Here is a 20993-nt window from a genome sequence, read left to right on the forward strand (position 1 = left end):
GGCTCAAGGCCGGCCGCGAGGCGCGCGCGGGCCGCAGCGGCGCCGCGGGCACGCCGCGCGGCCAGAAGCTGGTGGTGCAGATGGTCGAGACCTTCCGCGAGCACATGCAGCCGGCCTTCGTCGACCGGCTCGATGCCTGGACCCTGCAGGAGCAGGCCGGCATGGACCTGCCGCCGATCATGATCTACGGCGACGACGTCTCGCACATCCTGACCGAGGAAGGCATCGCCAACCTGCTGCTGTGCCGCAGCGACGAGGAGCGCGAACAGGCGATCCGCGGCGTTGCCGGCTACACCGCCGTCGGGCTGGCGCGCGACCGGCGCGCGGTCGAGAACCTGCGCGACCGCGGCGTGATCCGGCGGCCGCAGGACCTCGGCATCGATCCGCGCGATGCCACCCGCAACCTGCTGGCGGCCCGCAGCATGCGCGACCTGGTGCGCGCGTCGGGCGGGCTGTACCAGCCACCCAGGCGTTTCAGAAACTGGTAGGAGGCCGCTGTGTCCACATCCCATTCCCCAGGGCTCGAGTCCCTCGAATTCACCTTCCCCGGCAGCCGGCCTGCCGGCGCCATCGCCCCGGTGCTGGTCGGCGTGGTCGGCTCCGGCAACCTCGAGGTGCTGCTCGAAGCCGCGGCCGGCCGCGACTGCAGCGTGCGCATCGAGACCTCGGCGCGCGGCTTCGGCCCGATCTGGCAAGCCGTGCTGAGCGACTTCCACCAGCGCCATCCGCTGGCCGGCGTGCGCATCTCGATCAACGACATGGGCGCCACGCCGGCGGTCGTCAGCCTGCGCCTGGACCAGGCGGCGGCGGAGCTGAGCGTATGAGCCGCCGGGCCGCTCCCAAGGCGAATACCGAAGCGCTGCTGCGCGAAGGTTATCCAATGAGCCGCCGGGCCGCTCCCAAGGCGAATACCGAAGCGCTGCTGCGCGAAGGTTATCCAATGAGCCGCCGGGCCGCTCCCAAGGCGAATACCGAAGCGCGCAGCGCGGAGGTACTCCTGTGACCATCATCAGCTTCGCCGAATGCTCGGCGCGCGAGCGGATCGCGCAGCTCTTCGATGCCGGCAGCTTCCACGAATGGCTGCCGCCGGCCGAACGCGCGACCAGCCCACACCTGGCGCAGCTGGGCCTGCCCTGCGCCTTCGACGACGGCGTCGCGGTCGGCCGCGCCACGCTGCACGGACGTCCGGTCTTCGTCGCCGCGCAGGAAGGCACCTTCATGGGCGGCGGCGTCGGCGAGGTGCATGGCGCCAAGCTGGTCGGCCTGTTGCGCCGCGCGCTGCGCGACCGGCCGGCCGCGGTGCTGCTGCTCGCGGAGTCGGGCGGCGTGCGGCTGCACGAGGCCAACGCCGGGCTGATCGCGGTGTCGGAAGTGATGCGTGCGCTGCTCGACGTGCGGGCCGCCGGGATCCCGGTGGTGGTGCTGATCGGCGGTGCCAACGGCTGCTTCGGCGGCATGGGCATCGTGGCGCGCTGCGCCGACCGCATCGTGATGAGCGACGTCGGCCGGCTCGCGATGTCGGGGCCCGAAGTCATCGAGGCTTCGCACGGCGTCGAGGAATTCGATTCGCGCGACCGGGCGCTGGTCTGGCGCACCACGGGCGGCAAGCACCGCTACCTGTGCGGCGACTGCGATGCGCTGGTCGAGGACGACGTGCACGCCTTCCGCGTCGCGGCGATCGCCGCCATCAACGTGCCGGACGCCTCGCTTGCGCTGACGCTCGAGGCGCTGGAGGCCGAGCACGCGCTGCTGGCGGCGCGGCTCGACGCGCTGTCCGGCGCGGCCGACGGCGGTGACGAATCGTTTCGCCTGTGGCAATTGCTGGGCATCCCGGAGCCCGAGCGGGTGCCGGATCTCGACGTCAAGGCGGTGCGCGCGCTGCGCCCTGCCTGAGGAGACAACGATGGAATGGAAAGCACTCGCCGAAGCAATCTTCGGCCCCGGCCACGGCATCGAGCCCGATGGCGACTTCCTGCATGGCGAAGCTCGCTTCGACGGCCGGCCGGTCACCGTGGTCGGCACCACGAACCACGCGCCGATCGGCGTCGCGCTGGCGCTGGCGCAAGCCCGCGTGGTGCTCGACACCATCGCCGCACGGCCGGGCCAGCCGATCCTGCTGCTGATCGACACCCAGGGCCAGCAGCTGCGCCGGCGCGACGAGCTGCTCGGCATCCACCGCGCGATGGCCCACCTGGGCGCCAGCATTGACCTGGCCCGGCGCCGCGGGCACGCGGTGATCGCGCTGGTCTACGACCAGGCCTTGTCGGGCGGGTTCATCACCTCGGGCCTGATCGCCGACGCCTGCTATGCGCTGCCGGAGGCCGAGATCCGCGTCATGCGAATTCCGGCGATGTCGCGCGTCACGAAGCTGCCCGAGGACATGCTGACGGCCCTGTCGCGGTCGAACCCGGTGTTCGCCCCCGGGGTCGGCAACTACCTCGCGATGGGCGGTGTGCGCGCCCTCTGGCAGGGCGACCTGGCGGCGGCGCTGCGCAGCGCCCTGGCGCAGACCGGCACCGACGATCGCCGCGCACGCGACGGCGCCGAGCGTGGCGGCCGCACGCTGGCGGCAGGCATTGTCCAGCGCGTGCTGGACGCGGCTTGAGCTGGCCATGGTGCCGCTGCGTCGCCATCGGCTGGCCTATCTCTGCGCTGCCGGCTGGCACGAGGTGCTGGCTCGCCCCTGGGACGAGGAGGCGCGGGCCTGCCTTTCGCACTGGGCCTCGCAGCGGCTGCCGCTGGTCGTGACCCGGCAGCACCCGGCGGGTGAGGGCGCGGATGCCGCGCCGATCGCGCTGGGCCTGCCGGCACCGCTGCGCTGGGGCCGTCGGCGGCTGGCGCTGCAGGTTTCGCGCGAGGCCCTGTCGTGCTTCGACGAGTTTCCGCGCGCGGCCGAGGCCGGCCGCCTGCTGCCGCGCCCCGTGCGCACGGCATGGCGGGCGCTCGACGCCGGGCTGCGCGCGCTGCAGGCGGGCGCACGTGTCTACGGCAGCCATGGCTGGCAGCTGCTCAGCGGGCTCGACTACCTGCACGCGGGATCCGACATCGACCTGTGGATCGCGGTCGACGACGTCGATCATGCCGATGCCGTCGCGCGGCAACTGCAGGATTTCGCCGGCGGCGAGCGCGTGCGGCTCGACGGCGAACTGGTCTTCCCGGACGGCGCCGCGGTCGCCTGGCGCGAATGGCATGCCTGGCGCGGCGGTTGCACGCGCCGGCTGCTGGTCAAGCGGCTGGACGGCGCGACGCTGGCAGAGGCGGGGCCGTCGATCGGCGCATGCGTGCAGCACGGGGTGCTTGCATGACGGCGGCGTTGTGTCCCCGCGCGCCGCCTGCGCCGTTCGAGCCGGGCCCGGATGCGCACGAGATCGGCCGGGCCGCGGTGCTGGCCCTGCACGACGAGCTGGCACTGGCGCCCAAGCCCGGGCTGGTGTCCTTCGTCGACAACGGCAGCCACGCGGACATGGACGCCCATACCTTCATGCGCAGCCTGTTCGCGCTGCGCCACTACTTCCCGGCGATCTTCGAACGGGGCCGCGAAGGCGCACCGTTCGCCGCGCTCGAGGCCTGCGGCATTGCGGCCGAGCAGCGCATGCTGGCCGCCACCGGCGGCATCAACACCCATCGCGGCGCGGTCTTCTCGCTCGGCCTGCTGTGCGCGGCCGCGGGTGCCGTGCGGACCGAAGGCGGGCGCCTGCGGCCGGCTACGCTGCGCGCCGCCTTGCGCCGTCGTTGGGGCGATGCGCTCGCCGAGCGGGCGCTGCGGGTCTCGATGCTGCCCGGCGGTGTCGCGGCGCGCCGCTACGGCCTGCGCAGCGCGTCGCAGGAAGCGGCGCTGGGTTTCCCGGTCATCTTCGAGACCGCGCTGCCGGCGCTGGAACGCGCGCTCTCGCGCGGCCTCTCGCCCCGGCAGGCACGCATCGACACGCTGTTCGCGGTCATGGCGGTGCTGGACGACAGCAACCTGGCGCACCGCGGCGGCCTCGACGGCCTGCGCTTCGCGCAGGCTGCGGCGCGCCGTTTCCTTGATCGCGGCGGCATCGCCGCACCCGATGGCTTGCAGCAGGCGCAGGCGGTGCACCGCGGCTTCGTGGCCCGCCGCCTGTCGCCCGGGGGCGCAGCGGATGCACTGGCCGCCGCCTGCTGGCTGCGGCGCATCTGCGAGGCAACATGAGCGCAGCGCCGGGCCGCCCCAAGCAAGCTCGCACCGCAGTGCGCAGCACGGAGGTCGTTCAGTGAGCCTGGCGCTGGTCTTCTCGGGCCAGGGCATGCAGCATGCGGCGATGCTGCCGTGGCTGGCAGCCGACGACTCGTTGCGTGCAGTGGCCCGCGTGCTCGGCGAGGATTGGCGTGCGCGGCTGGCCGATCCGGCCTGGGCCGGCCGCAATGCGCATGCGCAGGTCCTGCTGGCCGGCCTCGGCTGCGCGGCCTGGTCGCAGCTGGCACCGCAGCTGCCCGTACCGGTCGCGGTCGCCGGCTACAGCGTCGGCGAGCTGGCGGCTTTCGCCGTGGCCGGGGTCTACGAACCGGCCACGGCGATCGACCTGGCGCGCCAGCGGGCCGCGCTGATGGACCGTGAGGCCGAGAAGGGCGCGGCCGGGCTGCTGGCGATCAGCGGGCTCGCCGACCTTGCGCTGCAAGCGCTGTGCGCGGAGGCGGGGCTGGCGATCGCGATCCGCAATGGCGTCGGCAGCGTCGTGGTCGGCGGCCCGCGCGCCGCGCTGGGCGCGGCTGCCGAGACGGCGTCGCGCCAGGGTGCGCATTGCACGCCGCTCAATGTTCACGTCGCCTCGCACACGCCCTGGATGGCGGGGGCCGCGAACGACTTCGCGCGCGCCATCGCCGCGCTGCCGTTCGAGGCGCCGCGGATGGCTTTGTTCAGCAATTACACCGGCGGTGTCGTCGGTGCGGCGCAAGCGCGCGAGGCGCTCGCCGCGCAGATCGACCACGCCGTGCGCTGGGACGAGTGCATGGAGGGCATCGCCGCCAGGCGGGTCTCGTGCGTGCTCGAGATCGGCCCCGGCCGGGCCCTGGCACGCATGTGGAACGCGCGCTTTGCGCAGATCCCGGCGCGCTCGGCGGACGAGTTCCGCAGCGTGGCGGGGATCGCGGCCTGGGTGGCGCGGGCTACAGCACCTTGACCGCCCGCCCGATGAAATGGCCCCAGCCAGCGCGCTGGCGTCGATGCGCAATAATCATCCCCATGCATTTCGCGAAAAGCGCATCTCGGGGCGGCCTGCCATGAGTTCCAGCGTACCGACTCCGCAGCAACTCGCCGGCATCGACGACGACGAACTCCTGCGCCTTGCCGTGAGCTGGCGGGCCCAGGCCTCGCGGGGTGACCGCGAGGCCTTCGGCATTGCCCATGCACTCGAGGTCGAGTGCCGGCGGCGCCTGCGCACCAGCCAGCTGCAGCAGTTGCCGCCCGAGCCGCCGCCCGCAGCGCGGCCCTGGTGGAAGTTCTGGAGAGCGAAGATCGACTCGGTCTCCGCCCCCTGACTCAGCCCCCGCGCACCATCGACAGCTTGCGCCCGCCGGCGTCGTAGCGCCTGGCGACATGGCCCGGCGCGTAGGTCGTGGCAAAGAAGCCTCAGGTCAGCGCACCCGGAATCGTCATGATGTCCCAGGCGCCGCCGAAGCCGCTCGGCGTCGGGCGTTCGACGGGCGGCTGGAAACTGGCCAGCACCCGGTTGCCCGCCGCCTGCGCGGCCTGGTAGGAGGGCAGCGGCCCGCTGCCCGAATCGACCACTTGGCAAGGCCCCAGCCTCAACCATCCGCCGGGCCGGACGATCATCCAGTAGTAGTGGCCGGCAATGGGTTCTTCGATGACGAGGCTGAGTTCAGGCTTCATGTGCGACGGGGTTTCAAACGCATGTGCTGGCATGGGATTGAATCGAAGGCGCGCGGGCCCGCCAAGGAAAAAGATCACGCCGCCGAGCCCTATTTGCTCCGGGCAATCCCCAGGGGCGCATCGCGCTTGGCCAGCCCCCGCGACAGGGTGCGGGCGATGCCTGCCGCGATGCGCTGGAGCTCGGCCGCCCGCGCCGGTTCGAACAGGGCCTCGGTGTGCTTCTTCCACGCCGCCTGCCAGCGCGCGAACATCGCGGGCTCCAGCCCGGGGATCGCCATGTGACGGCCGAAGACATCGCCCGTGAAAGAGCGGCTGCCGAGCACCAGCGTGGCCCAGAACTCCACCATCCGGTCGAGGTGCGGCTGCCAGTCCTGCCCGATCGCGCGTTCGAACAGCGGGCCGATCTCGGCATCCTGCCGCAGATCGCCGTAGAAGGCATGCACCAGGGTCCGCAGCCGGGCGCGGTCGCTGTTGTCGGCCTCAGCCATCGCGGCCGTCCGCGCGCGTGCTCAGCAGCCAGGGCGCGAAGCGCAGCAGGTAGAGGATGAAGCTCAGGGTCCAGGCCGCGGCGGCACCGAGCAGCGTCGCGGACTGGACCGACGGCGGAAGCCACGGGACGGCCACCCGGGCCAGGGCCGCCGCCATCACCAGCGCGTAGGCCGCGATCTCGGCGCCCGAGACCTTCAGCTCGCGGCCGGTGTGGCCGCGGGCGGTGCGGGTCATCATGCCGATCACGAGGCCGCCGACGCAGCCGACGGCCAGGGCGTGGACGCCGGCCGCGCTGCCGATCCAGCCGGCCTGGGCGGCGGCCAACAGCCCCAGGCCCAGCGGCAGCCAGGCATAGGACAGGTGCAGCACCCAGAGGATCGGCCGGCGCCGGCTGGCCATCGGCGCCCAGGTGGCCAGGCGCAGCGCCTGCAGCAGGGCCGCGGCCGCCAGCGCCGCGGCGCCCGAAACCGCCGCCACGTCCGCGGCCCAGACCGCCAGGCCGAGCGCCGTGCAGGCCACGGCCGCGGGCGACAGCCAGCGCGGCTCGACGATCCTGAGCCCCGGCGTGGCGCTTTGGGTGAAGGCCGGGATCACGCGGCCGGCGACGATCGAGACCAGGACCACGATCAGCGCCAGTCCCGCATGCAGCGCACGCATGGGTTCGGCCCATCGCGCGCTGAGCGCACCCAGGTGGAATGCCGCATTCGCGATGGCCAGCAGCGCCAGGACCGCCACCACTTTCAGGTTGCGCCAGTTGCGCGCCCGCAGGATCAGCGTGGCGAAGATCGCCGCGGCAGCAAGGAGGAACAGCGTGTCGATGGCTGCGAAGAGGGGCGCGGGTGCCGCCACCGAGGCAATGCGCCCCGCCAGCCAGAGCAGCCACAGCGCCGCCAGCGGGGCTCCGCGCGGTGTCTGCAATCCGGTCCAGACCTTGCCCGCCGTCAGCAGGAAGCCGACGATCACGGCGGCGACGAAACCGAACAGCATCTCGTGCGCATGCCAGTAGACCGGCGGCACCTGCTTCGGCAGCGTCGCATGGCCGCTCAGCAGCCCGGCCCACAGCGCCATCCAGGCCACGGCGACGGTTGCCGCGCCGAGGTAGAACGGCCGGAATGCCAGCCGCAGGACCGGCAGGCCCGAAGGTGGGGGTGCCTTTAACATATACATGAGATGTAGTTTATAGATGGCGAGACATCAAAGCAATAGATAAAATAAACCTTATGCGACTGACCCTCTTCACCGACTATTCCCTGCGCGTTCTGCTGGTGCTTGCGACCCGCACCGACTCGCTGGTCACCATCGCCGACCTGTCGAAGGCCTTCGACATCTCGAATGCACACCTGATGAAGGTCACGCACATGCTGGGCAAGTCGGGCTGGGTCGACACCGTGCGCGGCCGCAACGGCGGCATGCGGCTGTCGGCGCATCCCTCCAAGCTCAGGATCGGCACCATCGTTCGCCATCTCGAGACCGATTTCGCGCTGGTCGAGTGCTTCGGCGACGGCAATCGCTGCGTCCTGACCGGCGGCTGCGAGCTGGCCGCGGTGCTGGCGCGGGCGATGCAGGCTTTTCTCGACGAGCTCGACCGCTACAGCCTGGCCGACCTTGCAAATGCCAGCCCGGCGCTGATGGTGCTGCCGCTGTGGCAGGAGCTCACCTGGCACGCGCCGGTGAAGCGTCCGAGCATCGAGGTGGTGCCGGGGATCGCCCAGGCGCTGCTCAGCGAACCCGCCGCCCTGCGGCCGCGCCGCAAGCGCGCGGGCTGAGGGCGCCGGCGACAGGCGCCTGCCACGGGCGCCGTCCGGAGGACAATCGGGGAAAATTCAGCCTGAACCCACAGCCACGACCATGTCCCGCCTCGACGATCCCCTCCACGATGCCGAAATCGGCTCCCGCGACAGCACGCTCGACACCACCCGCATCGACGACGTGCGCATCGGCGCCGTCCGCCCGCTCATGACCCCTGCGCTGCTGCAGGAGCGCGTGCCGGTGCGCGACAACACGCTGGCGCTGGTCGAGGGCAGCCGCGCCGCGATCGCCGACGTGCTGCACGGCCGCGACGACCGGCTGCTGGTGGTGGTCGGCCCGTGCTCCATCCACGACCACGACCAGGCGATCGAGTATGCGCAGCGCCTCAAGCCGGTTGCCGACTCGCTGCAGGACGACCTGCTGATCGTGATGCGCGCCTACTTCGAGAAGCCGCGCACCACGGTGGGCTGGAAGGGCTACATCAACGACCCGCACCTGGACGGCAGCTTCGCGATCAACGAAGGCCTGGAGCGGGCGCGGCGCCTGCTGCTCGAACTGACCACGCTGGGCCTGCCGACCGGCACCGAGTTCCTCGACCTGCTGAGCCCGCAGTTCATCGCCGACCTGATCGCCTGGGGTGCCATCGGCGCCCGCACCACCGAGAGCCAGAGCCATCGCCAGCTGGCCTCGGGCCTGAGCTGTCCGGTTGGGTTCAAGAACGGCACCGACGGCAGCGTCAAGGTCGCGGCCGATGCGATCCTCGCGGCCCGCGCACCGCATGCCTTCATGGGCATGACCAAGATGGGCATGGCGGCGATCTTCGAGACTCGCGGCAACGACGACTGCCACGTGATCCTGCGCGGCGGCAAGGCGCCCAACTATTGCGCCGCCGACGTGGCGGCGAGCTGCGAGGCGCTGGAGGCCAACGGCCTGCGGCCGCAGGTGATGATCGACGTCTCGCATGGCAACAGCAGCAAGCAGCACCAGCGGCAGATCGTGGTCGCCGAAGACGTCGCGGCGCAGATCGCGGCCGGAGAGAAGCGCATCACCGGCATCATGATCGAGAGCCATCTCGAGGAAGGGCGGCAGGACCTGAGGCCGGGCGTGGCGCTCCGGCATGGCGTCTCGATCACCGACGCCTGCATCGGCTTCGCGCAGACGGTGCCGGTGCTGGAGGGGCTGGCCAATGCGGTCAAGGCGCGGCGGCGTCTGGTGAAGGGCGCACCGTCGGTGAGTCCAATCTTCCCGTGATCCTGCAAGCCGAGAACCTGGGCTTTGCCTACCCCGGACAGCAGCCACTCGCCACCGGCTGGACAGCGTCCATCGGCCCGGGCGTGACGCTCCTGCACGGCGACACCGGCAGCGGAAAGTCCACCCTGCTGCGCGTGCTGGCCGGCACCCTGGCCGCCCGTGGGCAACTGACACTGAACGGCGCCCGCCTCGACACGGACGCCGAGGCCTACCGGCGCGGCGTCTTCTTCGTCGATCCTGCCACCGACGCCTTCGATGCGCTCACGGTGCGCGCCTGCACGGCCGCGCTGCGCGAAGGCGATGCAGGCTTCGACGCGGCGACGTGGCAGCGGCTGGTCGACGGCTTCGCGTTGGCCCCGCATCTCGACAAGTCGATGTTCATGCTGTCGACCGGCTCGAAGCGCAAGGTCTGGCTGGCCGCGGCGCTGGCGTCGAGTCGCCCGCTGCTGCTGCTCGACGAGCCGACCGGTGGCCTCGACGCCGCTTCGATCCGCTGCCTCTGGAGCGCACTGTCGGAGAGCGCACAGGCCCGGGCCGTGGTGGTGGCGAGCGGTGAATGCATCGACGCGCTGCCGCTGGCCGCAACGCTCGCACTGCCGCTGCGCTGAGCGCTACGGCGCCACCAGGTCCGCGGGCCCCTCGGTGAGGGGCGCGACATCCAGCATCGTGCCGCGGCAGCTGGCGGCACCGCAGCGGCACGGATAGTCTGAAGGCGACGAGCCGTCGTCGGCCGTGAGCCCGTAGTCGATGAAGAGCTCGTCGCCGGCCTCGACCGGCACCAGCGTCTGGAACTTGAGCACCAGGCGGCCCGCCTCGTCGTATTCCTCGACCGCCTCGCAGTTCGGGTCGCAGGAGTGGTTCAGGTGGCGGGTCGCGTTGCCGCCCTTGCCGCCGTCGATGACCTCCTCGTTGGAGAGCATGAACAGATAGGTGAGCTGGTCGTTCCACTGGCGGGCGGCGACCTCTTCGGCCGTGTAGCGACGGCCTTCGTAGAGACCGAGCATGGCGTTGGCGGGCAGGTCCCGGGTCGCGAATGCGCCCAGCCCGTGGACGCCGCTGGGGGATACCCGCAGGCAGGGCGTGGAGGAGGCGGCGGATTTTCTGGCGGCGGTCATGGTCGGAACGGGATGCGTGGGCGCAGGATCTCGAAGGCCGGTGAAGCGCTCGGCGGATGCGCCGTCGCAGGCGTGCTGCGGCGGGTCTGCATCGTACTCAAGAATCACGCGAAGGATCTCCTCATGAAATTCCTGGCTGCCTGAGTGGTGCAGTGCGGCCAGGCATCGCCGCTGTTGCAACCGCGGCACTCCGACTAAGCTATGGCACTTTTCTCAACGCACAGTGATGCCCATGACTACGACATACGTTCAAATCCAGAAAAAGATCGCATTGCTCCAGCGCCAGGCCGACAGTCTTCGCGAGAAGGAAGTCGCCGGCGTGGTCGAGCGCATCAAGGTGGCCATCGCTCATTACGGATTGACTGCGCCGCAACTGGGCTTCGGTGCCGCGGGCGCGAGCCCGAAGGCAGCGTCGCGCAACAGGAAAGAGAAGGCGGTCGCGACAGCGGCCCGCTTCAGCGATGGCGACGGCGGCACCTGGTCGGGGCGCGGTCCTCGTCCCGGCTGGCTGCGCGAGGCGCTGGCGGCCGGCAAGTCGCTCGATGACTTCAGGGTCGCTTCCGGGCCGGTGATTGCCCCGCGCGCCGCGAAGAAGGCGGCCCGGACGAAGCGCCGCCCGTCGACCGTGCTCTATCGCGACGATGCCGGCCGTTCATGGACCGGTCGCGGGCCGCAGCCTCGCTGGCTGAAGGAAGCACTGGCGCAAGGCAAGACCTTGAGCGAACTGGCCGGCTGAGCAAGCAGCCCCTCATGCACACGGTCAGCGTGATCGGCGGCGGCTTGGCGCTGATGGCTGCCTGCCTGCTGCTGGGGCATGCCTGGGGCGGCAGGGCAGGACTCGTCATGGGTGCCGGGCTCTTCATCCCGATCTGGCTGGTGGGTGCCTTCGTCAACATGTGGGTCGGCGTCAGCACCGCCGGTTATTCATGGGGTGAAGAGTTCCCGATCTTTCTCGGCATCTTCGCCGTGCCGGCGGCGTTGGCGGGGCTGCTGTGGTGGAAGCTGGCCTGAGGGCTGTCGACGATTCGAGGCTGGGAACAGGGACTGCCGGACGGTGACGGCGGCGCGCTGAACGGATCCGTGCATTTGTACGCAAATCGCGATATACACAGCGATGTAATCCATTCGGCTTCATTGTGATCGCTACACAATGGCGCAAATCCCGGTCCTCAGCCCATGAAAGCATCACCTCTTCTCGGAACATTGCATCGCCTGCGCAGTCGCCTTCAGCGACTGTTCGGCGGCCGCAGGCCGGCGCGTTCGGCGCCGCGCGTGGTGGCGTCCGCCATGCCGCGACCCATGGCACCGGTCGACCTGGCGCTGCCGTCGAAGCCAGTCCCGCTGGCGGCTGAGGTGCACAAGCCGGTGGCGGCGCCGGTCCAGCCGGTTGTCGCTGCGCCGCGAGCCGAGCCGGTTCCGGACCCGGCACCGGCACCGGCCAAGACCATGCGCTCGCTCGACGAGGTGCGGGCCGATCTGGCCCGGTTGCGCGAGAGTGCCAAGGAACGGCACGCGCGTGCGTCGGTCCCGGTTCGACGCGACATCAGTTTCGATCCGACCGATTTCATGGACTTCGCCAAGCCGGCGCCAGCGCCGGAGCACGACGAGTCCTTCGAACAGACCGCGTTCCTCGACTTCACGACCTTGAAGCCGCGCTCCTAGCCCTCGCCGAGGCCTTCGCCGGCAGGCTCGGACGGAAGTTCGCGCGGGAAGTACCGTCACGCTTCGAAGAAGCGATCCGGCCCGGTCCGCATGTTGACTGCGCGCGTGGTGGAGGTGCTCAGTGCGAGCGCCGACAGCGGCAGCAGAAGCAGCAACGCCAGGACGAAACCCCTGGCCTGCGCCGGTGATGCCACGGGCCTTTACCAGCCCATCTGCTGCTGCCTGCCGCCCCTGATGTTCCCGGCCACGCCGCCGGCGATGCCGCCGATGGCTGCGCCCGTCCAGGCGTCGCCGCCCGAGATGGCCGCGATGCCGGCGCCGCCCGCCGCACCCATCGCCGCGCCGCTCATCGTTCCCTGCTGCCGCGGCGTCATGTCGGTGCAGGCGCTCGCCAACGTGATCGCCGCAACGATCGCCACCCATTGAAGTCGTTTCATGATCGCTCTCCGCTACTTGTTCTTCTGCAGGCCGGGCAGCGCCATCTCGAACCAGATCGTGTCGAGCACCGGCCGCTTCAGCTTGGCCGGATTGGCCGCATACCAGCGATCGAGGCCTTCACGCACGCTGTCCAGCGTCTGGCCTTGCATGCCCTTGGCAAGGCGCGGGATGAAGTTCTGCGCATCGGTCGGCGGGTTCGCCGCGAAGTAGGCGGTCTGGACCTGGACCAGATTGGCGATGCCGACGAGATAGGCCTTCTTGACGGCCTCGCTCGAGGTGGTCCATTGTTCGCCGGTGACGACGGGGACTTCGGCCGCGCGAGCCGGCAAGGCCGCCATCGCCAGCGCCATGCACGCCGCAGCCAGCGCCGTGCGCATGTGCAGTTTCATTGTCATCGCCTTCTCCGTCAGGTTGCCGTTGCGTACGAGTCGCGGTGGATATTGCGCTTGGGTTTTCGCCTGTGTCAAACACGACGAAGAAGGGTTGTGGAGGGCGTTGCCGAGTCGCGGCGACGCGGGTCGCTTCGGGCCATGACTAAGATGCCGGCTTCGATCTCCGGGGGAACATCGAATGAAGAAAATTGTCATGCTGGTCTTGCTTGCGGCGGGTGTCGTCGGCGCCGCGCAGCCGCAGCGCAGCGCAGCGCCGGCCCTGGCATCGGTCGAGGGCCCGACCTGGCGCCTCACCGAATTGCGCGGCTTCGACGGCGCGGCGCTGCCCAGCGGGCCGCAGTCGGTCACGGCCCGCTTCAAGGGCGGCCGCGTCGACGGCTTCTCGGGATGCAACCGGTATTTCGGCAGCTATGCATTGAAGCCGGGCCGGCTGGAGATCGGCTCGCTGGCCGGTTCGATGATGGCCTGCGACCCGGCATCGATGGCGCTGGAGACCGCCGTGCAGCGGGCCCTGTCGGGTTCGTTCCGGCCGGTGCGCACCGGCGAGCGCCTGGGCCTGCTGTCCGAGGACGGGCAGGCCGTGCTCGTGTTCAAGGCCGAGCCGGCCCCTGCGCTCGCCGGCCTGCGCTCGAACATCACCGGCTTCAACAACGGGCGGCAGGCCGTCGTGAGCCCGCTGCTTGGGACCACGCTCTCACTGTCCTTCGGCGACGGCATCGTCAAGGGCTTCGGCGGCTGCAACACCTTTCGCGCCACCTACAGCAGCAACGGCAACCAGATCGCCATCGGACCCGTGGCCGCCACGCGCAGGCACTGCCCGGCAGAGGGCGTGATGCAGCAGGAGCGGGCGTTCATCGCGGCCCTGGAATCGACCACGGCCTGGGCCTTCAGCGGCGCCATGCTCGACATGCATCGGGCCGATGGGGAGCGCACCCTCACAGGCAGCCGCGAGACCGAGTGATTCTCGAAGATATGACACGTCTTGAAGGGCCCGGCGATATCCCGCTGCCCGCGCATCGGCGGGCATTCATCAGTCTCACAATGAACCGGAGCGCCAGAAGCCCTGAGGCGGGCGCGCCCCGATCAGCCGCGCACGCGCAGCCGCATGCGCAGGCCGATCGGCGTCATCGTGAAGGAGAGATGCTCGCGCGCCGGCTGGCCGTCCGGCGTGTCGACGCTTTCGATGTCGAAGCAGTTCAACAGCTGGGCCATCGCCATCTTCATTTCGAGCAGCGCAAGGTAGCGTCCGGGGCACATGCGCGGCCCGGCGCCGAAGGGCATCGAGACGCGCTTCGCGCTGCTGGCCGCGGCACCGGCCGGGCCATCGGCCAGCCAGCGCCCGGGCTCGAAGGCCTCGGCCTGCGCCAGATGGCTGTCGCTCACGCTGTCGACGCGCATCAGGTTGATGACCACCGTGCCGGCCGGCACCTCGACGTCGCCCAGCCGGGTGTCCCGTTCGGCCTGCAGCGCGAGGATCGGCGCCACCGGCTTGAGCCGCATCGTCTCGTGGGCGCAGGCCTCGACGAAATCGAGCTGCGCCAGCTGCTCGAAGCTCGGGCATCGCGCGTCGCCGAGGACGCCGCGCACTTCGCTGGTGGCGCGCTGCAGGGCCGCCGGGTGACGCCATAGCAGGTCGATCATCCAGGCGATGGTGTTGGCGGTCGTGTCCTCGCCGGCCAGCAGCATGGTGAACACGTTGCCGGCCACTTGCACGTCGGTGATGCCGCTGCCGGGCTGGTCGGCCGCTGCGACCATCGCCTCCAGCAGGTTGCGGGGGTGCGTGCGCAGCGTGGGGTCGGCCTCCAGCCGGCGGCGCGTCTCGGCGATGAACCCCGTCACCGCCTCGTTGACTGCCTGCACGCCGTGCTTCAGTTCGCGGTCGGCCCGGGTCGGCAGCAGGCGCCAGGTCGGCAGCGGCGCCAGCATCCGCCTGACCAGCGCCGGGAAGATCTTGTCGAGATGCTGCTGGATCACGTCGCCGTCGGACTCCAGCGTGTTGACCTCGGCACCGAAGGCGAGCCCGGCGATCGTGTCGACGGTGTAGCGCATCAGGTCGGCCTGGAGGTCGATCGCATCGCCGCGCCGCGTGGCCGCCTGCCATCGGCCGACCAGCCGCTCGGCGACTTTCTGCAGCGACGGGAAGTAGTGCCGCACGTGCGCCGGGTCGAAGCTGGCCATGACCATTCGGCGCTGCCGCCGCCAGTCCTCGCCATTGGCGCCGAAGAGGCCCGGCTTGAGGCCCATCTCGCTGGCCACGGCCTCGAAGCGGGCCGTGCGCTTGAAGCCCTCGGGCCGGTCGCGCAGCGCTGTGGCCACGGCCTCGTGATCGCCGACGATCAGCAGTCTGCGCCGGCCCATCCGCAGCTTGAAGAAGGGACCGAACTCGCGGCACCATTGCTCCAGCTGCTGGTGCATGCGCGGGGCATCGATCTGCAGCAGGTTGCCGATCAATGGGGCGCCGCGCGGTCCCGGTAGGTCGTCGATGTGGCGCAAGGCAAGGGTTTCCATCATGCAATTTTCGTGAAGCCGTCGGCGCTCCAGCGTTCGCTGCCGACGCCGTGGTGGACGAAGAAGAGGCCGTCGGGATCGTAGCGCTCCTTGGCTGCGAGCAGCCGCGGGTAGTTGCTGCCCCAGAAGGAGCGCTGCCAGTCGGGCTCGAAGTAGTTGCTCTCCGACAGGTAGGAGCCGGGTTGCGGCACCCGCTTGCGCAGTTCGTCGACCGCACGGCCGATCGCTGCCGCCTGGCGCCGCGCGAGGGCGGCGTCGGGCTCGTGCCCCGCCACGCCGGGCAAGGCCGGCGGTCCGTCGGCGCCGCAGATCACCAGCGCGAAGGCGTCCAGCACCGCCGGGTTCATCGCCGTGTCGCGGGCGGCGGCGATGACCTCGGGCGGCGCGCCGGCCAGCCCCTTGTTGACGTGCATCGACAGGCCCCAGTGCCGGCTGGCGTCGAACAGGGCATCGCACAGGCCCTGTCGGCGCTCGGGATGCAGCAGCGCGGCAGGCAGCCAGGCGGATTGATAGCCGTGCAGCACCTGTCCCGCCTGGCCCTGGTCGCCGGGCCAGAAGACATTGCCCGGCGGCGCACCGGGCCGGTCGTCGGTGCTGATGAATCCGAGCACGCGCTTGAACAGCGTCGGCGCCCAGAAGTCGCGCGCCGAGGTGGAGACGATCTTGAGCGGCGAGAACTCGATCCTGAATGCGTCGGGCTGCGCCTCGACGGCATCGAGGAAGGGCTGCCAGACCGCCTGCGCTTCGCTGCGGCTCAGGCCCTGGAACACCATCGCGAGACGCAGCGTGTCGTCCGGCCGCAGGCGGATCTGCTCGCCCCAGTGCGGGTTGTGCAGGTTGCCGGCGTAGAAGTCGACGACGAGGCCGATCAGGCGGCGGAAGGCCGGCGCCGAAGATGCCTTGATCGTCATGTTGACCGCGCCGAAGAATTCGGGGAGGGCGTGGACCTTCAGGGTCAGGCGCGTGACCACGCCGAGGCTGCCTCCGCCACCTCCCTTGAGGCCCCAGAACAGCTCCGGCTCGCTGCAGGCGTTGGCGATCCGCACCTGGCCGTCGGCGGTCACCACCTCGGCCTCGAGCAGGCTGGCCGAGGCCAGGCCGTAGGCCTTCGAGAAGCTGCCGAAGCCGCCGCTTTGCACCAGCCCGGCGACGCCGACGGTCATGCAGCCGCCGCCCTGCACGTAGCCGCCGCCGCGCGTGCTCACCGCGTCGTAGACATGGGCCCAGATCGCCCCGGCGCCGACCGAGACCGCTCGCGTGGGTGCCGCCTGCGCCTCGCAGCCCCGGGCGACGAAGGACTCATGCAACGTGACCTGGTTCATCCGGCGGGTCCAGACCAGCAGCGAATCGGGCGCGTTGGAGGTGCCCTGGTAGCTGTGGCCGCCGCCCTTGACCACCAGGCGCAGCCGGTTGTCGCGCGCGAAGTCGACCGCCGCGGCGACGTCGCCGGTGCTGCGGGCCGACACCGCATGGACGCTGGGGCTCGAGGTCCAGGCGCCGACCCAGCCGAGGGTCTGCGTCAGGCCGATGTCGTCGCCGAGGAAGTAAGGGTTGCGGACCGCCTTGAAGAACTGCGTGCAGGCGGGCCCGGCAGCTGCTTCGAGGCAGGGCGCGAACGGCGACTGCACCTTCAGCAGCGCGTCGCCGCCCAGTTGTTCGCCGAACTGCTTCCATTGCGCGTCGGAGGGCCAGCCCGGATCGCCCGGACGCACGCGGGAGGCGGTGGCCGCCGCGTGCACCGGCGTCGCCCACGGATGGGCGAAGGGGATGGCGGCGGCGAGCTGGACCAGACGTCTTCTTTTCACAGGGTCCCTTTCCGAGGACTGCGTTCGAGAGCGGGCTGAAGTATGCCGAAGGCGCTCCGCGACGTCTTCCTCGGCGGTCCTCAGCGGGAGCCGGTTCAGCCCTGCTGCTCGATCGCGGCCTGCACGATCGGCCGGGCCCATTCGGGTGTGGCCTCCAGCGCCGCGGCATCGTCGGCTTCGGGGAACACGAGGCGGCCGCCGACCATCTCGAGCAGCAGGACCGGCTCGGGAATCTCCTCGCCCGGTGCCGCCTCGGCGCTGTTGTCGAACAACTGCAGGCGCGCCAGCAGCGGCATCAGGCGGATCAGGTTCATGCGCGAGCTGATCCAGCGTTCGCGGATCTTGGCGACCGGGATGTCGTGGCCGCCGCAGGCGACCCGGGCCCGGACGCGCCGCAGGTGCATCTCGGCCGAAGCGAGGCCGCAGAAGAGCATGACCAGGTCGTGGCTGCGCGAGGCCTGGGCGAGCAGTTCGGGGATGGTGTTGGCGCCGAGCGTGGTCTCGAAGGCGTAGTTGCGGCCGCTGGCGATCGCGGCGGCGAGCTGGCTGCGGCCGTATTCCCAGGCGCGGCTGTTGGCGTCGACCACCTCGAGCCCGAGCTGCGCGACCAGTTCGCGCGCATAGCTGTCGGGGTTGTACCAGGCCAGGCCGTGCTCGGCGAGCAGGGCGCCGCCGACCGAGCTCTTGCCGGCGCCATTGACGCCGGCCAGCACGAAGATGAAGGGCCGCGCAGCGCCCGCTGGGGCCATCAGAACGAAGCGCCGGCCTTCGGGCGCCGGGCCAGCTTGCCGCGGGCCTCGAACAAGGCGCCGACCCGCTGGGCCGCCTCGGGTTGCTGCAGCACGGCGAGGCGGCTGTCGAAGCGGCCGGACAGCTCTTCGAGCACCGACTGCTCGCGCGCCTGGAGCGTCATCAGGTCTTCGGTCAGCTGCTGGTAGGTGGCGGCATCGAGCAGCACCATCTCGACCGCGGCATGGTTCGTGATGGCCACGCTGCCGCTCTGGCGAACCTGGCGCACGACGTCGCCCCATTTGTTCTTGACCTGCGAGGCGTTCTGGCGCGGCAGGTCGTGGAGGGCGGGCAAGGCGGTGATCATGGCAAGCTCCGAGTGGAATTGCCATTATGGCAAAAATAGCCAGATCGTGCGCTGGGTGTCTTTTTTGCGAGCGAGACGAGCAAAAAAGAGAGCCATCGGTGGGTGGTCCACTCTGGATGGCTCTGGAGAGCCGCCGACCGTTGCCGATCGGCGTACTTGCAACGTAGATGGGTTTGAGCGCGCGACGGCTGCAGTTGTTCCCTTCGTCGCCCGGTTTTTGGGTGCCCCGTACGCGTGCCGCTGGCAGAAGCAGTGTTGAACTCAACGCACGCCTTCTCTGCTTGCCCCAGCCCGCCGACCATGGCGGGAAGCCCTCGCGGGAGAATGAACGCATGAACACCGAACACCATTTCCTGAGCTTGTTGACGGGATCCTTCGCGTCACCGGCCGACGAGAATCCGACGGTGGCGATGATCGAGGCGGCGTACCGTGCGCTCGGGCTCGATGCACGCTATATCAACTGCGACGTGCCTGCCGCCATGTTGGGCGACGCCGTGCGAGGTGCGCGCGCCATGGGATGGGCCGGCTTCAATTGTTCGATTCCGCACAAGCTTGCGGTGATCGAGCATCTGGATGCCCTGGCACCCTCGGCGGCCCTGATCGGTGCCGTGAATTGTGTGGTGCTGCGAGAAGGCCGTCTGGTGGGCGAGAACACCGATGGCCAGGGCTTCCTGGACTCGCTGCGCACGGTGGCCGAACCGGGCGGCAGCCGGGTCACGCTGTTCGGTGCCGGCGGCGCAGCGCGTGCCATCGCGGTCGAACTCGCGCTGGCTGGCGCGGGCCACATCACCATCGTCAACAGGCGTGCCGAACCGGCGCGCGAACTGGCCGAGCTGATCAGCCAGCGCACCGGCGCGCAGGCGAGCGCCGTGCCCTGGACGCCGCATCATCGCGTGGACAGGCAGACCGGCATCGTTGTCAACGCGACCTCGATCGGGCTGTTCCCGAACGTCGGCGCGATGCCCGATCTCGACACCGACAGTTTGCACCCCGGCATGGTGGTGGCCGACGTCATTCCGAATCCGCCGCGTACAGCGCTCATCGAAGCGGCGACGCAACGCGGCTGCGTCACGCTCGATGGGTTGGGAATGCTGGTGAACCAGGGCTTGATCAGCATCGCGCACTGGACGGGACGGACGGCCGACGCCGCCGTGATGCGGGCGACGCTGGAGGGGCTGTTCAGCCCCTGAGCCGGGGGCCGCCCATGAGCTTCGCCATCCGGCCCGTTCTGCTTTCTCGACGATCGCATCGGTGAACTGCGCGCGGCTCTGCTCAGGCCGCTCGCTGCTTGCGCATGCGACAGATGATCTGCCGCTCCGTATCGATTGTTGATTCCAAGTCAATTGTGTTCTGAGCAGAACAGTGTTTTTCTGCAAGGATCATGCGGCCACACTCCGTCCCATTCCCCAGGAGTGTCTACATGCCCATTGCCTTGTTCGCGCTGACGCTCAGCGCATTCGCCATCGGCACGACGGAGTTCGTGATCGTCGGCCTTCTTCCCACCGTCGCGGCCGACCTCGGCATCGGGCTGCCCTCGGCCGGCCTGCTGATCAGCCTCTACGCGCTGGGCGTCGCGATCGGCGCGCCGGTGCTGACCGCGCTCACGGGCAAGCTGCCGCGCAAGGCGCTGCTGCTCGGCCTGATGGCGCTGTTCACCGCCGGCAACCTGCTGGCCTGGAAGGCGCCGAGCTACGAGTCGTTGATCGTGGCGCGCGTGCTGACTGGCCTCGCGCATGGCGTGTTCTTCTCGATCGGCTCCACCATCGCCACCGGCCTGGTGCCGAAGGAGAAGGCGGCCAGCGCCATTGCGATCATGTTCACCGGCCTCACCGTCGCGCTGGTGACCGGTGTGCCGCTGGGCACCTTCATCGGCCAGCAATTCGGCTGGCGCGAGACTTTCCTGGCGGTCTCCGCGCTCGGCGTGGTCGCCTTCATCGGCAGCTGGGTTTTCGTGCCGAACAACATCAAGCACACGCCGCCGGCCTCTCTCGTGCAGCAGGCCAGGGTGCTGGGCGAGCCGCGGCTGCTGCTCGTGTATGCCAAGACGGCCATCGGCTACGGCGGCTCCTTCATCCCCTTCACCTTCCTCGCGCCGATCCTGCAGGAGGTTTCGGGCTTTGACGCCGGCGCGGTGGGCTGGGTGATGCTGGTGTACGGCGTCTCGGTGGCCGCGGGCAACCTCTGGGGCGGCAAGCTGGCCGACCGCAAGGGCCCGATTCCGGCACTCAGGATCATCTTCGCGCTGCTGGCTGCCGTCCTGCTGCTGTTCAACTTCACGGCGCCGCACAAGTGGCTGGCCCTGATCACCGTGCTGCTGTGGGGCGCGGTCGCCTTCGGCAACGTGCCCGGCCTGCAGGTGTATGTGGTCAAGCAGGCTGCGCGCTTCACGCCGCAGGCGGTGGACGTGGCTTCGGGCCTGAATATCGCAGCCTTCAACCTCGGGATCGCTCTCGCGGCCTGGGCCGGCGGCCTGATCGTGACGCACCTGGGCTTGATGCATACGCCCTGGATCGGCGCACTCGTGGTGCTGTCGTCGCTGGCGCTCACGCAGTGGAGCGGCGTGCTGGACCGGCGTGCCGGCATCCCGGTGCGGGCCCACGGCCCCTTGCCCGTCGGCCACTGAACAAATCGCCAACC

General features: G+C 70.2%; 29 protein-coding genes. 18 read left to right on the forward strand and 11 right to left on the reverse strand.

Translation table 11 applies throughout. The features are described 5' to 3' along the window. The 9 genes from AC1DYD_RS14735 to AC1DYD_RS14775 all read left to right on the forward strand — a co-directional run. Nucleotides 1-488 (forward strand): malonate decarboxylase subunit alpha (locus AC1DYD_RS14735; RefSeq protein WP_478173488.1); only part of this gene is annotated, 488 nt, incomplete at its 5' end. 9 nt (nucleotides 489-497) lie between these two features. Further along, entirely contained in the window at nucleotides 498-824 is a 327-nt protein-coding gene (mdcC, locus tag AC1DYD_RS14740) for a malonate decarboxylase acyl carrier protein (protein ID WP_478173489.1), read from the forward strand. After that, nucleotides 821-1003, forward strand: coding sequence for a hypothetical protein (locus AC1DYD_RS14745; protein WP_478173490.1), 183 nt, complete (start codon nucleotides 821-823; stop codon nucleotides 1001-1003). The genes mdcC and AC1DYD_RS14745 overlap by 4 nt, the downstream gene beginning before the upstream one ends. 2 nt (nucleotides 1004-1005) lie before the next feature. Continuing rightward, on the forward strand, nucleotides 1006-1893 hold the full coding sequence (locus AC1DYD_RS14750) for a biotin-independent malonate decarboxylase subunit beta (protein ID WP_478173630.1): 888 nt from the start codon (nucleotides 1006-1008) through the stop codon (nucleotides 1891-1893). A gap of 10 nt (nucleotides 1894-1903) precedes the next feature. Beyond that, the gene (locus AC1DYD_RS14755) at nucleotides 1904-2605 is read left to right on the forward strand and encodes a biotin-independent malonate decarboxylase subunit gamma (protein WP_478173491.1); all 702 of its coding nucleotides are present in this window, start codon (nucleotides 1904-1906) and stop codon (nucleotides 2603-2605) included. A gap of 7 nt (nucleotides 2606-2612) precedes the next feature. Beyond that, nucleotides 2613-3305, forward strand: a complete 693-nt coding sequence (mdcG, locus tag AC1DYD_RS14760) for a malonate decarboxylase holo-[acyl-carrier-protein] synthase (protein WP_478173492.1) — start codon at nucleotides 2613-2615, stop codon at nucleotides 3303-3305. Further along, a complete protein-coding gene (gene mdcB / locus AC1DYD_RS14765) occupies nucleotides 3302-4174 on the forward strand; it encodes a triphosphoribosyl-dephospho-CoA synthase MdcB (RefSeq protein WP_478173493.1) in 873 nt (290 codons plus the stop codon). Before mdcG ends, mdcB begins: the two co-directional genes overlap by 4 nt. A gap of 61 nt (nucleotides 4175-4235) precedes the next feature. After that, nucleotides 4236-5141 carry an acyltransferase domain-containing protein gene (locus AC1DYD_RS14770; RefSeq protein ID WP_478173494.1) on the forward strand — a complete coding sequence of 302 codons (906 nt, stop codon included), beginning with the start codon at nucleotides 4236-4238 and terminating at the stop codon, nucleotides 5139-5141. 100 nt (nucleotides 5142-5241) lie between these two features. Continuing rightward, nucleotides 5242-5499, forward strand: coding sequence for a hypothetical protein (locus AC1DYD_RS14775; RefSeq protein WP_478173495.1), 258 nt, complete (start codon nucleotides 5242-5244; stop codon nucleotides 5497-5499). A 91-nt stretch (nucleotides 5500-5590) separates the two neighbouring features. Here the strand turns inward: AC1DYD_RS14775 and AC1DYD_RS14780 are convergent, their stop codons facing one another. From AC1DYD_RS14780 to AC1DYD_RS14790, 3 genes are all read right to left on the reverse strand, one after another. Beyond that, complete coding sequence (locus AC1DYD_RS14780) at nucleotides 5591-5851, reverse strand: hypothetical protein (protein ID WP_478173496.1); 261 nt, start codon at nucleotides 5849-5851, stop codon at nucleotides 5591-5593. A gap of 89 nt (nucleotides 5852-5940) precedes the next feature. Continuing rightward, nucleotides 5941-6339, reverse strand: a complete 399-nt coding sequence (locus tag AC1DYD_RS14785; RefSeq protein WP_478173497.1) for a group III truncated hemoglobin — start codon at nucleotides 6337-6339, stop codon at nucleotides 5941-5943. Continuing rightward, on the reverse strand, nucleotides 6332-7501 hold the full coding sequence (locus AC1DYD_RS14790; protein ID WP_478173498.1) for an NnrS family protein: 1170 nt from the start codon (nucleotides 7499-7501) through the stop codon (nucleotides 6332-6334). Before AC1DYD_RS14790 ends, AC1DYD_RS14785 begins: the two co-directional genes overlap by 8 nt. A 59-nt stretch (nucleotides 7502-7560) precedes the next feature. On the opposite strand from AC1DYD_RS14790, the gene AC1DYD_RS14795 reads away from it, so the two are divergent. From AC1DYD_RS14795 to AC1DYD_RS14805, 3 genes are all read left to right on the forward strand, one after another. Continuing rightward, nucleotides 7561-8106, forward strand: coding sequence for an RrF2 family transcriptional regulator (locus tag AC1DYD_RS14795; protein ID WP_478173499.1), 546 nt, complete (start codon nucleotides 7561-7563; stop codon nucleotides 8104-8106). Nucleotides 8107-8188: 82 nt separating this feature from the next. Beyond that, nucleotides 8189-9340 carry a 3-deoxy-7-phosphoheptulonate synthase gene (locus AC1DYD_RS14800; protein WP_478173500.1) on the forward strand — a complete coding sequence of 384 codons (1152 nt, stop codon included), beginning with the start codon at nucleotides 8189-8191 and terminating at the stop codon, nucleotides 9338-9340. Then, complete coding sequence (locus AC1DYD_RS14805) at nucleotides 9337-9948, forward strand: ABC transporter ATP-binding protein (RefSeq protein ID WP_478173501.1); 612 nt, start codon at nucleotides 9337-9339, stop codon at nucleotides 9946-9948. Before AC1DYD_RS14800 ends, AC1DYD_RS14805 begins: the two co-directional genes overlap by 4 nt. Nucleotides 9949-9951: 3 nt before the next feature. On the opposite strand, the gene AC1DYD_RS14810 is transcribed toward AC1DYD_RS14805, so the two are convergent. Beyond that, nucleotides 9952-10563 (reverse strand): SET domain-containing protein, encoded by a 612-nt coding sequence (locus AC1DYD_RS14810; protein WP_478173502.1) that lies wholly within the window; start codon nucleotides 10561-10563, stop codon nucleotides 9952-9954. A gap of 124 nt (nucleotides 10564-10687) precedes the next feature. On the opposite strand from AC1DYD_RS14810, the gene AC1DYD_RS14815 reads away from it, so the two are divergent. The 3 genes from AC1DYD_RS14815 to AC1DYD_RS14825 all read left to right on the forward strand — a co-directional run bounded on the left by AC1DYD_RS14815 (nucleotide 10688) and on the right by AC1DYD_RS14825 (nucleotide 12117). Further along, nucleotides 10688-11191: an H-NS family nucleoid-associated regulatory protein gene (locus AC1DYD_RS14815; protein ID WP_478173503.1), complete on the forward strand. Its 504-nt coding sequence runs from the start codon at nucleotides 10688-10690 to the stop codon at nucleotides 11189-11191. 14 nt (nucleotides 11192-11205) lie between these two features. Next, nucleotides 11206-11466 carry a hypothetical protein gene (locus AC1DYD_RS14820; RefSeq protein ID WP_478173504.1) on the forward strand — a complete coding sequence of 87 codons (261 nt, stop codon included), beginning with the start codon at nucleotides 11206-11208 and terminating at the stop codon, nucleotides 11464-11466. A 276-nt stretch (nucleotides 11467-11742) separates the two neighbouring features. Then, entirely contained in the window at nucleotides 11743-12117 is a 375-nt protein-coding gene (locus tag AC1DYD_RS14825) for a hypothetical protein (RefSeq protein ID WP_478173505.1), read from the forward strand. 56 nt (nucleotides 12118-12173) lie between these two features. Here AC1DYD_RS14825 and AC1DYD_RS14830 read toward each other — a convergent pair whose 3' ends face one another. From AC1DYD_RS14830 to AC1DYD_RS14840, 3 genes are read right to left on the reverse strand one after another with little or no spacing between them, the layout of a single operon-like run. Then, nucleotides 12174-12311 carry a hypothetical protein gene (locus AC1DYD_RS14830; protein WP_478173506.1) on the reverse strand — a complete coding sequence of 46 codons (138 nt, stop codon included), beginning with the start codon at nucleotides 12309-12311 and terminating at the stop codon, nucleotides 12174-12176. A 6-nt stretch (nucleotides 12312-12317) separates the two neighbouring features. Then, nucleotides 12318-12554 (reverse strand): hypothetical protein, encoded by a 237-nt coding sequence (locus AC1DYD_RS14835; RefSeq protein WP_478173507.1) that lies wholly within the window; start codon nucleotides 12552-12554, stop codon nucleotides 12318-12320. A gap of 12 nt (nucleotides 12555-12566) precedes the next feature. Then, a complete protein-coding gene (locus tag AC1DYD_RS14840; RefSeq protein ID WP_478173508.1) occupies nucleotides 12567-12950 on the reverse strand; it encodes a hypothetical protein in 384 nt (127 codons plus the stop codon). Nucleotides 12951-13140: 190 nt separating this feature from the next. Here AC1DYD_RS14840 and AC1DYD_RS14845 point away from each other — a divergent pair, with 190 nt between their 5' ends. After that, nucleotides 13141-13908 (forward strand): META domain-containing protein, encoded by a 768-nt coding sequence (locus AC1DYD_RS14845; protein WP_478173509.1) that lies wholly within the window; start codon nucleotides 13141-13143, stop codon nucleotides 13906-13908. 122 nt (nucleotides 13909-14030) lie between these two features. Here AC1DYD_RS14845 and AC1DYD_RS14850 read toward each other — a convergent pair whose 3' ends face one another. From AC1DYD_RS14850 to AC1DYD_RS14865, 4 genes are all read right to left on the reverse strand, one after another. Beyond that, complete coding sequence (locus tag AC1DYD_RS14850) at nucleotides 14031-15458, reverse strand: cytochrome P450 (RefSeq protein ID WP_478173510.1); 1428 nt, start codon at nucleotides 15456-15458, stop codon at nucleotides 14031-14033. Then, on the reverse strand, nucleotides 15455-17260 hold the full coding sequence (locus AC1DYD_RS14855) for an FAD-binding oxidoreductase (protein WP_478173511.1): 1806 nt from the start codon (nucleotides 17258-17260) through the stop codon (nucleotides 15455-15457). Before AC1DYD_RS14855 ends, AC1DYD_RS14850 begins: the two co-directional genes overlap by 4 nt. A gap of 95 nt (nucleotides 17261-17355) precedes the next feature. Further along, nucleotides 17356-18009 (reverse strand): ATPase, encoded by a 654-nt coding sequence (locus AC1DYD_RS14860; protein WP_478173512.1) that lies wholly within the window; start codon nucleotides 18007-18009, stop codon nucleotides 17356-17358. Then, nucleotides 18009-18356, reverse strand: a complete 348-nt coding sequence (locus AC1DYD_RS14865; protein WP_478173513.1) for a type II toxin-antitoxin system prevent-host-death family antitoxin — start codon at nucleotides 18354-18356, stop codon at nucleotides 18009-18011. The genes AC1DYD_RS14860 and AC1DYD_RS14865 overlap by 1 nt, the downstream gene beginning before the upstream one ends. A 332-nt stretch (nucleotides 18357-18688) precedes the next feature. On the opposite strand from AC1DYD_RS14865, the gene aroE reads away from it, so the two are divergent. Both aroE and AC1DYD_RS14875 read left to right on the forward strand, forming a co-directional pair. After that, nucleotides 18689-19546, forward strand: coding sequence for a shikimate dehydrogenase (gene aroE / locus AC1DYD_RS14870; RefSeq protein ID WP_478173514.1), 858 nt, complete (start codon nucleotides 18689-18691; stop codon nucleotides 19544-19546). A 230-nt stretch (nucleotides 19547-19776) separates the two neighbouring features. Next, nucleotides 19777-20979 (forward strand): MFS transporter, encoded by a 1203-nt coding sequence (locus AC1DYD_RS14875; protein WP_478173515.1) that lies wholly within the window; start codon nucleotides 19777-19779, stop codon nucleotides 20977-20979. The last annotated feature ends 14 nt before the right edge of the window (nucleotides 20980-20993 follow it).

This window comes from Variovorax sp. P4_B11, assembly GCF_056402355.1.